This is a genomic window from Spirosoma daeguense (assembly GCF_054776875.1).
The window spans coordinates 444,496-459,242 of the sequence record NZ_BAAHBF010000004.1 but is presented as its reverse complement, the minus strand read 5'-3'; the positions used below and the strand labels follow the sequence as shown (position 1 = coordinate 459,242).

Genomic DNA, 14,747 nt, shown 5'->3' with positions numbered 1-14,747 from the left:
GATTGATAAACGTAGCGTGTTAAACGATCCGTAGATATTCTGAGCTTGTTTTTGATAAAAACTCTAATTGTCAGTTAGTTATTACTATATGGTTCGGAGTATTTTTACGGTAAAAAGTCACACATTGTTCATAACTACTGAGTATACGGAACGACTTGGGAATCCTACTTTATCCGAAATAGAAATAATGCTGCTACTACGTCGATAGCATCGCCTTTGTTTGGAAATTGTGATGGGAATAAATGTTGCAAAAACGGCGGACATTCTGTCCGCCGTTTCTATACTAATGGTCTAAATAAACGGCACCACTGATTCCAGACTCATGCCCCGCGAACCTTTTACCAGTATATGCGTGTCGGTCATGGGGTTGTCCATGATCCAGTTGTGGAGCGAAAATTTGATATAGAGCTTAGCTCAAAATGAAAGCCTGCCGCTGGCTGAGAATATCAAATTGCCAAGCTGTTTCAGGCCCTTGATCTGAACGGCTTCATTAACTGTTACGTTTTGCCCAGCGGAAATTGTAACAGTATCGTAAGCGGTTGGTATGCAGTTGCAGTTCCATGTATTGACTGCTGACCAATCTCCACTCTGTTTGCTGACTATAGTTCCTCTGACTTTACGGATACGTTGGTTTTTTGTGTCAGTGATAAATATATTTCCAAATTGATCTGCTACAACATCGGTGGGATAATACAACGATGCATTCGTGGACAGTCCTCCATCGCCACTGAACCCCCCTGCACCATTGCCTACTACTGTAGAGATGATTCCTTCAGGAGAGACCTTACGGATACGGTTATTGTTAGAATCGGAAATATAAAGGTTGCCATGCACGTCGACACTTATACCACTAGGGCTATTCAATGAAGCATTGATGGCTAAATCTCCATCGCCACTAAAACCTGATGTGCCGTTACCTGCCACTGTGGAAATGATTCCTGCGGGAGATACTTTTCGAATCCGTTTGTTAGCGAGGTCATTGAAAAAAAGATTGCCTTTATTGTCGACAGCAACATCATGAGGGAAACCTAATTGGGCATTAATTGCTAATCCACCATCACCATTGAACCCTGTCTGACCGTTTCCGGCGACGGTAGTAATAATGCCATTTGTTGATACTTTACGTATACGAGCATTACTCCTGTCTGCGATAAAAATATTCCCAATACTATCGACGGCTACACCAAAAGGCTCAAGTAGGCTGGCATTAATTGCTAATCCACCATCACCATTGAAACCAAACTGACCATTTCCTGCTATAGTCGAGATGATTCCGTCTGAAGAGACTTTACGGATGCGTTGACTTTGGCGATCTGCAATAAAAATATTGCCTATTCTATCAACAGCTATACCATGAGGAAAACCTAATTGGGCATTAGTCGCAGCTCCTCCATCCCCACTATAACCATACACTCCATTTCCTGCAATTGTGGAGATGATGCCGTTAGTGTCCACTTTTCGAACCCGATGATTAAATCCATCAACAATAAAACAGTTACCAACCAAATCAACCGCTATGCCACTTGGGTTATAGAAAAGTGCATTAACCGCAGGTTGTCCATCACCATAAAAACTTGCCATACCATTACCTGCCACTGTAGAAATGATACCATCAGAACTCACTTTACGAACACGGAAATTATATGTGTCAGTAATAAAAAGATTACCATTATGGTCTGTTGCTAAAGCAGTCGGAACGTTCAATTGTGCATTGATGGCAAGGCCTCCATCTCCATTATAATCATAAATTCCTGTACCTGCCACAGTAGAGATGACACCGTCAGAACTCATTTTTCGGATACGATGATTGTTCGAATCTGTTATATAAAGGTTGCCATTTCTGTCAAAATCTAAATCATTTGGATAGTTTATTCGAGTATCAATAGCAAGATTCCCATCTCCATTGAAACCAGCCGAGCCAGTACCTGCGACTGTAGAAATAATACCACTGCTGGTTATTTTACGAATACGCTGATTATACCTATCGGAAACAAAGAAGTTTCCGGATTCATCAAGAGCAATAGCGATTGGTGAATTCAATTGTGCGCTGGTAGCAAGACCTCCATCACCACTAAAGCCGGCCGTACCATTGCCTGCCAATGTGGTGATTATACCATCAGATGATACCTTTCGAATACGGTTCCCATAGTATTCTACAATAAATAAGTTATTGTCAACATCAACTAGCATAGAACTTGGACCATTTATCTGAGCTGCAATAGCAGGTCCTCCATCACCGCTGGAACCAGCAGTGCCATTACCTGCTATTGTAGATATAATACCATCTGGGGAGATTTTACGAATCCTGTGATTAATAAAGTCAGGAATGTATAAATTCCCTGACCTGTCCATCACTAACTCGCCAGGGTTATTTAATTGCGCGTTAGTTGCTAATCCTCCATCACCGCTGAAACCGGCAGTGCCATTACCTGCTATTGTAGATATAATACCATTAGGCGATACCTTGCGGACAAGATGGTTGGTTTGATCAGAAATAAAAATATTTCCATTTTCGTCTACTGACACGCCGGTTGCAAGTCTTAGAAACGCATTAGTTGCAGGACCTCCATCATCATTGAAATTTGATCCCGCTATAGTGGTAATGACTTGAGCTTGAAGCGGAATAGTCAATAGTAGGAGAAGTAAGCTTAGGTATGCGCGTTGATTTGATTGGAACACGGTACGTAAAGAAAATGGCATGGATGATAAGCTGAAATTTGTGATAGGGAAAGAGTAGGATCGACCGAAAAGGCTCCTATGTTATTTTTTAAACAGACAAAGAGGTAATATTATCTAAAAAAAATACAAATCAGATTTGTTTTCTCAAATAGCTTAGGTCGTAGTGGAAAGCTATGCTAAATAAACGGCACCACTGATTCCAGACTCATGCCCCGCGACCCTTTTACCAGTATGTGCGTATCGGTCATGGGGTTGTCCATGATCCAGTTGTGGAGCGAAAATTTGTCGGGGAAATAATACGCCTTAGGGAGCGAAGCCAGCGCATATTTCATGTCTTTTCCGGCCAGAATTACCAGATCGAATTTTCCATCGGCAATTAATTGGCCCAAGGCTGCGTGCTCGGCTTCGCTTTCGGGGCCGAGTTCGTACATATCGCCCAGAATAACCGCTTTTCGTTTGGCAGGCATGGCCGCAAATTGTCGGATTGCTGCCGCCATCGAACTCGGGTTGGCGTTGTACGCGTCCAGCAATACGGTGTTTGTTCCTTTGGTAACTACCTGCGAGCGGTTATTGGTGGGATTATAATCGGCTACGGCCCGATTGGCTTCGGCTAACGTAACGCCAAAGTAATCGCCGATGGTAAGTGCCGCCAACATATTCTCAAAATTGTACTGACCGGGTAAATGGGTTGCAATGGTTTCGCCCAGCGGATCGCGATACGTAACAACGGGCGATTCCTGAAGCAGTTGAATCGGCTGTTCGTTGGACGCAACGGCGGGGTAAAAAATGACTCGCCCGGTTTCTGCATCAGGGCCATACGATTTCAATCGCTCCCGATACATGGCTGTCAGGGTTTTATCGCGGGAGTTGATAAAGGCCGCACCGCCGGTTTGAATCAGGTAATCATACAGTTCACCCTTGCCTTTCCGAACCCCTTCAATACCGCCAAAACCTTCCAAATGCGCTTTTCCTACGTTGGTAATCAGGCCGTGTGTAGGCTGGGCAATCGAACAAAGCAACTCAATTTCTTTCTGGTGATTGGCTCCCATTTCAACCACCGCCATTTCATACGGTTCGCCGGGCGAATCCACGCCGGGCGAGTCATTACGTATTGCCAGCAGTGTAAGGGGTACGCCGATGTGATTATTCAGATTGCCGAACGTAGCGTAGGTACGGTATTTTTTCGACAGAACAGCTGCAATCAGTTCTTTGGTTGTGGTCTTGCCGTTTGAACCCGTCAGGCCGATAACTGGAAATGTAAACGTTTGGCGGTGATGACGGGCTAGATCCTGAAGCGCTGTCAGACAATCGGCTACGAGCAGATACCGTTCGGAGTCGGCAGGCTGACTTTGTTCGGCCACTGTTACGTCGTCGATGAGAACGTAGCGTGCGCCCGAAGCCAGCGCCTGAGCGGCAAACTGATTCCCATCAAAACTCGCTCCATTTAGTGCTACGTAGAGACAATCGGGCGTAATCCGTCGCGTATCGGTTGAGACACTGGTGCATTCCTGATATTTCTGATAGAGTTGGGCAGTTGACAGCAAATTCATAGACATAAATGAAGGCTCTGTTCGTTCTTCTTTTTGAATCGCCGGAGGAACGATTGAGTTTCCAGACGAATTCACGAAGCCCAAAATTAGATGAAAAAGGCGTTTACGCTTCTGTTCTGTCTGGCCACTATAGGAGCTTTTGCTCAATCGGCCGGAAAAATTTCGTTTCGGTATGATCAGACCCCCACTGTTACGGTCGATGGTCACGCACTGTTAAACCCCTGGGCGGGTGGACTTAATGCAACGCAGTACTCAACCATGCGGCTCAACGACGATACCCGCGACGACCTTGTTGTGTTTGACCGAACCACGCGAAAAGTTAGCACATTCGTTGCAATAGATAATCCAACTGGTAGCGGAACATCCTGGCGGTACGCGCCTGAATACGAATCGGCTTTTCCAAAAGATCTGTCGGGCTGGCTGCTGCTGGTCGATTACGATCTCGATGGTCGTAAAGACATATTCACGTATAAGTCAGGAGTTCAGGTTTTTCACAACGATTCGCAGAATGGGCAGGTAAAGTTCTCGCTCACTTCCGACGCACTACAAACGCAGGGGCTTAGCGGCTATACACTGGCAATTTTTGTGGCCCCAACCGACATTCCAGCCATAACCGATTTCGATGATGATGGTGATATAGACATCATTACCTTCGATGCGTCGGGTAACGTAATAGCATATCAGCAGAATATGAGCGTTGAACGTACTGGCAAAAGAGGCTTGGATTTCAAGCGCGGGGGTGGTTTATGTTGGGGGCACTTTCATAAAGAATTCTGCAACGATTTTGTGTTTGGGATTCAGTGCGATCAGGAACAGAACGTAACGGAACCAGCCTCAATTACTGGGAATTCGGCTGGAGGCCGCCCGATGCACACAGGTAATACGTTGACCGTAGTTGATACCGATGGCGATGGGCATAAAGATTTGCTGTTTGGGTTTGTCGATTGCGAAAACATTGCCCGAATACGTAACACCGGCCCCAATACGTATAAAGCTGACTATACAAGTTACGATAGCCTCTTTCCAATCCAGAAACCGATTCTCTTTCCGGCCTTTCCCGCTACGTTCTGGGAAGATGTTGACGGCGATGGCGTTAAAGATTTGCTGGCTTCACCCAACGTTGGTGCAAACGATAATCTGGTTTTCGATTTTCGGGCATCGGGCTGGTTTTATAAAAACAAAGGCACCAATCAGAAGCCTGATTTTCAGTTTGTGCAGAAAGATTTTCTACAGAACGACATGCTGGATTTGGGCGAACGAGCGGCTCCGGCTTTAGTTGATCTAGACGGCGATGGCGATATGGATATGCTCGTGGGCTATGGGGGCGTAGGGGTCGGGAAAGATTACAAGGCAAGCCTTTGGCATTTCGAGAATAAGGGTACCCTTCAGAATCCGGCTTTTGTGCTCGTCACTACCGACTATTTAGGGTTGGGTAAATCGCTGGTAATGAGTAATACGGTGCCTTCGTTTGCTGATGTCGATAATAATGGAAGTATGGATCTGGTATTGACCAGCACCGTTGCCGGATCAATTGAGGTACGTGTGTTTTACAACACAGCCGCAAAGGGAGCAGCCGTGCAATATGATCTGACAAAAGCCGTACGCTGGCCAATTCCTGATTTAGCGGCTGCTGGCGATCTATACACCATCACCGACGTTGATCGCGACGGAAAACCAGACGCCCTGATTAGCCGCTATAGTTTCGGAACAATTCTGTATTACCGCAATACCGGAACCGCTACCGCGCCCGTATTACAACTGCAAAATCAAACGTTTGGTGGCATCACAACCGACGATTATATCTATGCAAAGGCTCGCTCGCTGGTGGTGGTCGATGTAAATGGCGACCAGAAAAATGAACTCATTGCCGCTGCCGAGAACGGTACAGTATATGTCTATCAGTTTCCAGACTCACCCAATCAGCCACTAACCTTGCTCGATTCGCTAAAGTCGATTGGGGTTCCCGGTGCGGGACTTATGGCGGCAACGGCTGATCTCGATGGAGACCAATTGCCTGATTTAATGTTGGGTAGTAGGTCGGGTGGGCTACGTTATCTGAAAAATACATCGCAGCGAATCGTTACAGCCATCCCCGAAGAGCCGATTGGTCCGTGGGCATTTCCGAACCCGACTGACCGTTTCCTGACTATTCGCCCACCTTACGATGGACGTATTGAATTAATATCGATTTCTGGCCAAAGCGTATTACCAACCCAAACCGTTCAGGCGGGCGTAGAAACAACGCTTGACCTTGGAAATCTAACCGATGCTACGTATCTGCTACGGCTGATTTATGATAATCGTACTCCGCTGGTTCAGAAGGTGGTTGTCTGGAAGTAATACATAGCGAAAACACTTTACGGTAAGAAGGGTTATTTCTCATATAAGTTTACAGCGTTTGCGAGTACATTAATACTCCACCCTAAATCCCTCCCCCGTAGGGAGGGACTTTCCAGAGTTCACTTTTTAAATCCGGCAGCGGCCGACCGTCTCCCTACGGGGAGGGATTTAGGGTGGGGTGGCATCGTAGCGTCAGAATTGGTTTTCTAACGATCCAGCAAACGTCCAAACAGCTTTTCAACTATGGAAAATACCACAAACGCCGATAATCAAAGCCCCGACCAAACACAGGGCAGTTCGTTAAAAGGTCTTTCACCACAGAATAATGATTTGCCTGCTAACAACAGCGACGACGAGTCGGTGGTCTATGCCGGGCTGGGTGTAAACAATGAGCCCGACATTATGAATCCCGGCTCCGAAGAAGCGTCTGATACGTTGTTATATACCGACACGATGACCGCTCGCCATGCCACTGATGCCGTATCAAACGATGAAGAGTCGGATGAATTTTCGAACGATTTAGCCGATTCCGATCTGTCGGATGATGAAATTGACGAGGAAATTATTGAACTGGCAGAGGAAGAAGACGAAGGAAACGAACGCTACTGAGTGATACGAAGTTAACAGGGAGAAGTACGCTCGATAGTTCTGCAAGATTCACTACTTGTAAATCGTAGTTCGTAACGCGTACTTCGTACCTTTGTATCCATGATTTCGATTACCAATCTCTCGTACTACCTCGGTAGCCGGGCGCTCTACGAAAATGCCTCGCTACATATCAAACCAAGTCAGAAAATTGGCCTTATTGGGCTAAATGGAACCGGTAAATCGACGTTGCTACGTATTATCAACGGCGAATACCAGATCGATGGCGGAAGCATATCGAAAGCCGGAGACGTAACAATCGGTTTTCTCAATCAGGACTTATTGTCGTATCAGACCGATGAGTCGATTCTGTCGGTAGCCATGCAGGCTTTTGAGCGGCAAAACCAACTGCAAAAACAGATCGACGAGTTGCTTCACGAAATGGAAACCAATTATCGTGATGAGCTGGTCGATAAACTCGGCAAAGTGCAGGAAGAGTTTGATGCGCTCGATGGGTACACTGTTCAGTCGAAGGCCGAAGAAATTCTGGAAGGACTTGGCTTCTCTACGGATGATCTGCAAAAACCGCTACGTACCTTTTCGGGAGGCTGGCGGATGCGGGTTATTCTGGCCAAACTGCTGTTACAGAAGCCGTCGCTGCTCATGCTTGATGAGCCGACCAACCACCTTGACTTACCATCGATTCAGTGGGTTGAAAAATATATTCAGACCTACGAAGGCGCTGTTATTGTGGTATCGCACGACCGCGAATTTCTGGATAACGTTATCGATGTAACGGTTGAAGTTTCGGGGTCTAAACTGAACTCCTACACAGGTAATTATTCGTTCTATCTGGAAGAGAAAGCGTTACGTAACGAAATTCAGAAAGGCGCTTACGAGAACCAGCAGGCTAAAATCCGACAAACCGAACGGTTTATCGAACGATTCAAAGCCAAAGCGACCAAAGCCAAACAGGCGCAGAGTCGGGTGAAACAGCTCGCCCGTATGGAACTGGTCGACGCGGTGATTGACGAATCGGCGCGGGTGAATTTCAAATTCCAGTTCTCGACTCAACCCGGCCGCCATATACTTCACCTCGACGATATTACCAAGCACTATGGCCCCAAACGAATTCTGACACGTGCCGATATTCGACTAGAACGTGGTGATAAAGTGGCTTTGATCGGTGCCAACGGACGCGGGAAATCGACCTTGCTACGTATCATTTCGGGTTCCGAACCCCTTAATGAGGGTAATCGGCAACTGGGTCATAACGTATCGTTTAGTTTTTATGCACAGCACCAACTCGAATCGCTGAGTGTAGAGGATACTTTGCTCGAAGAATTAAAGCAAGCCAATCCAACCAAAAGCGAAGGCGAGTTACGTGGGGTGTTAGGCTGTTTCCTTTTCTCGAACGACGAGGTATTTAAGAAAATCAAGGTGCTATCTGGGGGCGAAAAATCGCGGGTGGCGCTGGCCAAGGTGTTGCTTTCGCAAGCCAACTTCCTGCTGCTCGATGAGCCGACCAACCACCTCGATATGCAGTCGGTAAATATCCTGATTCAGGCGCTGGAGCAATATGAAGGAACCTACGTAGTGGTTTCGCACGACCGGTATTTTGTATCGCAGATTGCCAATAAAATCTGGTATATCGAAGACGAGCAAATTAAAGAATATCCCGGTACGTATGATGAATACGAATGGTGGATGGAAGAGCGGAAAGAGCAGGAGAAGATTACTGGTACGTCTGGAAGTAAACCACAATCGGCTCCCAAAACCCCCGTTGCTACGTCGCCAGAACCGCGCACTACGTCGACCGACGATGAGCGGAAAGAGTGGCAGCGTACGTTGAAAAAACTGACACAACAGGCTGAAGAATCCGAATCAAAGATTAGTTTGCTGGAAGAACGTAAAAAACGTCTTGAAGCCGAACTAGCTGATCCTGCTACGTATGGAGACAGCAAACTGATGCAGGCGAAAAATGATGAATACCACCGTGTTAAAAATGAAATTAATCAGCTTCAGGACGACTGGGAAAACGTCATGCTCGAAGCCGAAAAGTGGGAAAAGAAGCTAGCTTAATAGCAACGTAACACGCAGAGATATACGAAAGCCGGACGCTTAATCAGCTCCGGCTTTTTACATTAATACAATCTTCAGCCGAGCTGAATGTAAAGAAAAACCGCTCCGCCTGATACCGCGATCCAGCTTAGGAGTGCAAGAATCGTAGCGGCTGCCGTCTTGACATAACCAATAAGTTTGCTGTAATCCAGAAACTGATAATAGGCAATCGACAGATAAACCAGTTGGAAAAGTAATAGCCCTCTATTCAGAAACGGCAGGTATCCCTTGAGAAGAAATCCTAGTGCCAGCGTTAACACAATGCTGACCAGCGAGAAAAAGCTGGAAAAGAATACCTGCGCCACCAGATGTTCGGCATAATTAAGCCCACTTCGGCGGAAGCATAGCCAGAACGCAAAGGCAAACACAGGAATTGCCGCAAGCCCAACGATGTTGATGTTCTCTTCGATGAAAAGCGTTGCCGCGCGTCGGCGCTCTACATAAGGAAGAATATCTTTAGGAACGTTTGGTGCTACGTTCTGGCTTGCATTTTTAGCCGGATTAAACCGAATGGTGTATGGTTTGACCAGAAGATTGACGGATAAATTGAGCCCTAGCACAAGTAGTAGAAACGAGAACGGATTGAAGTATTTTTTGCGTTTCTTTTCTACTACGTATTCGCGAGCCGTTACACCCGGTTGTGTCGCTAGGTTTTTAGTAAGAAAAAGCACACCGCGATCAACGCTGACAAACGCCTGAAAAAACTCGTCAAGAATATGGAGGATTTTGAAGCGCGGTAAGCCGGTTGTCTGTCCACAGTATGGGCAGTAGTTAAAATGACCGTCTACTTCAGTTGAACAATTGGGGCACTTCTCCATAAAGAATAGGTTTGCTGATAAGCCCGATGTTTTTCGTAATTGTCGGTAAATTAATGAGTTAGTTGATTGGTGTGATAAACGTATTAAAATGTTCTGAAAAATAATTGACTATATAATATAAGTAAAATATAATTACGTTTTATTTGTATTGCTATGGGCGATTATAAAAAAGGGCGAGGAGCGCAGTTTAATACGGCAAACAAATACGCACAGCATCGGTACGAACTTGATGAAGAACCGTCGTTTGCTGATGAAGATTTTCCTGAACCTACCATAAAGACCCAGTTTTTCGAAGAAACGCCAAAGCAGATCATCAGTCGGCCGAAAAGTCCGGATATTGGTTTTGTAGCGTCAATTAATCCATATCAGGGTTGTGAGCACGGCTGTATTTATTGCTACGCACGGCCGTCACATGAGTATTGGGGTTTTTCGGCGGGACTCGATTTTGAGAGTAAGATTATGGTGAAGAAAAACGCACCTGCCCTGCTCGAAAAGCAGTTTCAATCACGTTCGTACAAGCCTGACGTGATTCATTTTTCGGGAAACACCGACTGTTATCAACCCGCCGAGCGAACGTATCAGCTAACGCGCCAGATGCTTGCACTTTGCCTGCGCTATCGAAACCCGGTCGGAATTATCACCAAAAATGCCCTTATTCTCCGCGATTTGGACATTCTTGAACCAATGGCTAAACTCAATCTGGTGAGTGTGGCTATCTCCATAACAACGCTCGAAGAAAGCTTGCGGCTACTCATGGAACCACGTACCGTTACGGCATCGCAGCGATTCAGAACCATGCGAACACTGCATCAGGCGGGCGTACCGGTTGGCATCATGACCGCCCCCATTATTCCAAGCCTGACCGACCACGAAATTCCAAAACTGATTGAACAGGCTGCCGATAATGGCGCGTGCTGGTCGGCCTATACGATTGTTCGTTTAAACGGCGCACTTGGCCCGCTCTTTACTGACTGGCTCCAGCAAACCTTCCCCGACCGTGCCGAACGAATTCTGAATCAGATTGCTGATTGCCACGGCGGTCAATTAAATGACTCACGATTCAAGACACGAATGTCGGGTGAAGGTATTTATGCCCAGAACATTGCGCAACTCCACCGAATCGCCTGCCAGAGACATTTGAGTGGTCGAAAACCCGCTACGTTAACAACTTCCCTATTTCGCCCTGCCGGACAGATTGGATTGTTCGATACGTAGCGTAGGCTTTATGCTACGTATCGAACTGGTTCTATTAAGGAGCAGGAGTTAAGTTCAGTTTCGCCCCTGATGCTACGTTCAGACGGCTTCCAGACTCGTATTTGATACGTTGCGCTTGCGCCTGATAATTTTGAGGAAGGTTTATGGGATGCAGCAATTGAACGTTTTGTGTTGCATTGGGTACGGCTCCACATGACCAAACAGTTGGATCGTTCCAATTTCCGTCTTTAACGGTATATGCATAACCGGTCATTACGCTCAGCGATGCCGAACCAGCGGGTGAACCAAATATCGACGTAGAAACCGTAACCGAATACGTACCGGACGTAGTGACAACCGCTTGATTTGAGTTGCCGATTTGCGTAGCACCGGGACTAAACTGATACGTAAATCCTTCTCCAGCAGGTTGCGCCGAAATGGTGAGTGAGGTTGGGGCGCAATTTGCTGGTCTGTTAATAGTTAATGTGGGCAGAATTGGATAGGTAATTTTTCTAATGCGTTGGTTTCCTGTATCCGCTATATAAAGGTTTCCGGCTACATCAATCGTAATACCGTTTTGATTTCTTAATTCTCCAATATTGCCTCCTAATATGGTAGTCACCATTCCATTATTGTCAACTCGGCGAATTCGAGAGTATTCTGATTCAGAAATGTAAATGATGCCTGCATGATTTACGACAACTTCGTAAGGGGAAACTAGAGAGCTATTAATTGCCTGGACATTTTCGCCACTATAACCTAATGTACCATTTCCCGCTATTGTAGTGATTATACCATTACTATCTATTTTTCTTACACGGTTGTTGGAACGATCAGCGATGTAGAGATTGTCCTCTCTGTCAAGTGCTACACTAGATGGGTTACTTATTTGGGCATTAATTGCCAAACCGCCATCACCGCTATAACCGGGGCCGGCAGTTGTTCCAGTTACTGTTGAAATGATGCCCTCCGGCGTAATTTTGAGAATGTGACTACTGGTAGGAACGTAAACTGTTCCGTTTTTTGAAACCGCCATCCCATTCGAATTATAAATGTCTGCACTCGAAGGAAATGGCCTGTTTTCAATAAAACCAGGAGTTCCGTCGCCCGCTGTTGTGGTGGTATTGCCATTGAGGTCAACTTTCCGCAGGCGCGTATTATATTGATCTACAACGTACAAATTACCTAATGAGTCAAGGCCAACACCGCGTGGATGAGTTATGCGGGCTACTGAAGCCGGACCTCCATCTCCTGTATACCCTTTAATACCTGTGCCCACAACTGTAGTAATAATACCGGCAGGGCTAACTTTGCGAATGCGGTTCCCAAAGCGATCAGATATGTATATATTTCCTAACTTGTCGACGGTAAGATTACTAGGCGAAGAAAATAAGTAATTTCTTCGAATAAATGCATTAGTAGCTGGCCCTCCATCGCCGGTAAAGTCGCCTGCTATTGTGTTGATGATCCCGTCGTTAGTTATACGACGTACCCGATAGTTTTCCTTATCAGAAATATAGATGTTGCCAGAAGCGTCTACATCAACTCCCGATCCACTGCCAATCAGGGCGTTAATAGCTAAATTGCCATCACCACTAAATCCACTTGTACCGTTGCCGACTAACGTAGTAATTATACTATTTGTATCTATTTTCCGAATACGTGCGTCACGTTGAGAAATATATAAGACGCCTGTTGTACTAGTAGCAATATCTGTAGGAAAGTATAATGTTGCATTTTGTGCTAGTCCACCATCGCCACTAGATTGTATATTGCCATTGCCTGCTATAGTCGTAATGATGCCATTTATATCTATTTTACGAATACGGCAATTGCGAGAATCTACAATATATATAGCATTGTTATATACTGTAACAGCGCTAGGTCCATTCAGTTGGGCAACACTAGCTTGTCCTCCATCGCCACTAAACCCTACCGTGCTAGTTCCAGCTATGGTGGTGATAACACCATTAGTATCTACTTTTCTAACACGATTATTTGCTGAATCGACAATGTATAGATTTCCATTGTTATCAACAGTTACCTCACTGGGATAGTTAAGTTGAGCATTTAGTGCCTGTCCTCCGTCACCACTAAACCCTGCAGTTCCATTACCAGCTACAGTAGTGATAATTCCATCAGTATTTATTCGTCGAATACGATGATTCTGCGAGTCGGCTATGTACACACGTCCCGTTGCATCAGTAGCAATTCCACGAGGTAAGAAAAGTTGAGCACTAATAGCCGGGCCATTGTCACCGGTCGAGCCCAACTCTCCATTTCCTGAAAACGTGCTAATAATACCGCTTGCATTTATTTTACGAACTCTATTAACATCTGTATCAACGATAAACGAATTTCCCAAATGGTCGAAGGCAATGCCTGTAGGGCCACTTAAACCTGAGTTGAGAGCTGGTTGCCCATCACCGATGTTGGTGCCAGAGGCTATGGTTGTGACAACTTGTGCGTATGCTACGTGTGCGCTTAGGCAGAAAAGGAAAATAACTAGTTTTACGAAGAATGTAGTTGTTCGGATCATAGAAAGATGTTACGGAATGGTGTAAATGAATGTGTTGAATCAAGCGATTTGATACCAATAGAATTGACAAAAATGATAATAATTTCCTGTATCGTAAAAGACTATGTAATCTCAGAGTTACTAAAATTTATTTTCTAGCTTCAGATGCCTGCAAATGACACTATTTAATTTTAGCAAGAAATTTCTTGATAATTCCTTAGTAGGGACTAAGGGTAAACCGGTTTCTTTGTGTCATTCCGGTATCTGACTGCCCCACCGATGAATGACGCTGAAGGTTTACCACTACATAATCCGTCGAATTCGCTACGTCCGCTCCATTCGGCGGATACTCACGTATCGATTGTCGACAATGAACACCTTATCCGAACGGCGTTTATTCAATCGCCCGAACAAGGCTTCGAAGCATTATTCCGGCTCTATTACCGGCCACTTTGCAGTCATGCACTACGTTTCGTGTATACCCGTGAGGTAGCCGAAGATCTGGTAGGGGAGGTCTTTTATCAGCTCTGGAAAACAGGTGCTTACGTGTCTGTTCAGCATACGTACCGGACGTATCTATACGCAGCCGTACGGCATCGGGCCTATAACTACCTGCGCGACGAACTGACAGGAAATCGCACGCCCGCATCGCTCGATAGCGTGCAGGAAGTTCTTCAGCCGGAAACACCGCAAACCATGATCGAATACGACGAGACGTTTCAGCGGCTCGAAAAAATCATTCAGGACTTGCCGCCCCAATGTCAACGGGTTTTTCTGATGAGTCGGTTCGAGAATCGGAAAAATCAGGAAATCGCTGATGAACTGGGCCTATCGCTCAAGACCGTTGAGGCCCATATGGCACGGGCACTTCAGCAACTTCGCAAGCTGTTTATCTGGCTGACTCCACTGCTTTTTTATTAATCTACTCAGGGTAAACGCGCG

9 protein-coding genes are annotated in these 14,747 nt (G+C 45.8%); 5 read left to right on the top strand and 4 right to left on the bottom strand.

Annotated elements, in window-relative coordinates:
* Positions 1-414: 414 nt before the first annotated feature.
* Both ACYVD4_RS14835 and ACYVD4_RS14830 read right to left on the bottom strand, forming a co-directional pair.
* Positions 415-2,700, bottom strand: a complete 2,286-nt coding sequence (locus ACYVD4_RS14835; protein ID WP_460946938.1) for an NHL repeat-containing protein — start codon at positions 2,698-2,700, stop codon at positions 415-417.
* A 155-nt stretch (positions 2,701-2,855) separates the two neighbouring features.
* On the bottom strand, positions 2,856-4,235 hold the full coding sequence (locus ACYVD4_RS14830) for a UDP-N-acetylmuramoyl-tripeptide--D-alanyl-D-alanine ligase (RefSeq protein ID WP_460947551.1): 1,380 nt from the start codon (positions 4,233-4,235) through the stop codon (positions 2,856-2,858).
* Positions 4,236-4,319: 84 nt separating this feature from the next.
* On the opposite strand from ACYVD4_RS14830, the gene ACYVD4_RS14825 reads away from it, so the two are divergent.
* From ACYVD4_RS14825 to ACYVD4_RS14815, 3 genes are all read left to right on the top strand, one after another.
* Positions 4,320-6,569 (top strand): FG-GAP-like repeat-containing protein, encoded by a 2,250-nt coding sequence (locus ACYVD4_RS14825; protein WP_460946936.1) that lies wholly within the window; start codon positions 4,320-4,322, stop codon positions 6,567-6,569.
* Between the two features lie 243 nt (positions 6,570-6,812).
* Positions 6,813-7,178 (top strand): hypothetical protein, encoded by a 366-nt coding sequence (locus tag ACYVD4_RS14820; protein WP_460946934.1) that lies wholly within the window; start codon positions 6,813-6,815, stop codon positions 7,176-7,178.
* 99 nt (positions 7,179-7,277) lie between these two features.
* Positions 7,278-9,236 (top strand): ABC-F family ATP-binding cassette domain-containing protein, encoded by a 1,959-nt coding sequence (locus tag ACYVD4_RS14815; RefSeq protein WP_460946932.1) that lies wholly within the window; start codon positions 7,278-7,280, stop codon positions 9,234-9,236.
* Between the two features lie 74 nt (positions 9,237-9,310).
* On the opposite strand, the gene ACYVD4_RS14810 is transcribed toward ACYVD4_RS14815, so the two are convergent.
* The gene (locus tag ACYVD4_RS14810) at positions 9,311-10,093 is read right to left on the bottom strand and encodes a DUF3667 domain-containing protein (RefSeq protein WP_460946930.1); all 783 of its coding nucleotides are present in this window, start codon (positions 10,091-10,093) and stop codon (positions 9,311-9,313) included.
* 153 nt (positions 10,094-10,246) lie between these two features.
* Here ACYVD4_RS14810 and ACYVD4_RS14805 point away from each other — a divergent pair, with 153 nt between their 5' ends.
* Positions 10,247-11,308 (top strand): PA0069 family radical SAM protein, encoded by a 1,062-nt coding sequence (locus ACYVD4_RS14805; protein WP_460946928.1) that lies wholly within the window; start codon positions 10,247-10,249, stop codon positions 11,306-11,308.
* Positions 11,309-11,342: 34 nt separating this feature from the next.
* On the opposite strand, the gene ACYVD4_RS14800 is transcribed toward ACYVD4_RS14805, so the two are convergent.
* Positions 11,343-13,826 carry an NHL domain-containing protein gene (locus ACYVD4_RS14800; RefSeq protein WP_460946926.1) on the bottom strand — a complete coding sequence of 828 codons (2,484 nt, stop codon included), beginning with the start codon at positions 13,824-13,826 and terminating at the stop codon, positions 11,343-11,345.
* Positions 13,827-14,084: 258 nt separating this feature from the next.
* On the opposite strand from ACYVD4_RS14800, the gene ACYVD4_RS14795 reads away from it, so the two are divergent.
* Positions 14,085-14,726, top strand: a complete 642-nt coding sequence (locus tag ACYVD4_RS14795; protein ID WP_460946924.1) for an RNA polymerase sigma-70 factor — start codon at positions 14,085-14,087, stop codon at positions 14,724-14,726.
* Positions 14,727-14,747: the final 21 nt, after the last annotated feature.

Bases quoted from the DNA above. Each gene is read 5' to 3' on its own strand.
- ACYVD4_RS14835 (WP_460946938.1), bottom strand. From the start codon at position 2,700: ATGCCATTTTCTTTACGTACCGTGTTCCAATCAAATCAACGCGCATAC.
- ACYVD4_RS14830 (WP_460947551.1), bottom strand. From the start codon at position 4,235: ATGTCTATGAATTTGCTGTCAACTGCCCAACTCTATCAGAAATATCAG.
- ACYVD4_RS14825 (WP_460946936.1), top strand. From the start codon at position 4,320: ATGAAAAAGGCGTTTACGCTTCTGTTCTGTCTGGCCACTATAGGAGCT.
- ACYVD4_RS14820 (WP_460946934.1), top strand. From the start codon at position 6,813: ATGGAAAATACCACAAACGCCGATAATCAAAGCCCCGACCAAACACAG.
- ACYVD4_RS14815 (WP_460946932.1), top strand. From the start codon at position 7,278: ATGATTTCGATTACCAATCTCTCGTACTACCTCGGTAGCCGGGCGCTC.
- ACYVD4_RS14810 (WP_460946930.1), bottom strand. From the start codon at position 10,093: ATGGAGAAGTGCCCCAATTGTTCAACTGAAGTAGACGGTCATTTTAAC.
- ACYVD4_RS14805 (WP_460946928.1), top strand. From the start codon at position 10,247: ATGGGCGATTATAAAAAAGGGCGAGGAGCGCAGTTTAATACGGCAAAC.
- ACYVD4_RS14800 (WP_460946926.1), bottom strand. From the start codon at position 13,826: ATGATCCGAACAACTACATTCTTCGTAAAACTAGTTATTTTCCTTTTC.
- ACYVD4_RS14795 (WP_460946924.1), top strand. From the start codon at position 14,085: ATGAATGACGCTGAAGGTTTACCACTACATAATCCGTCGAATTCGCTA.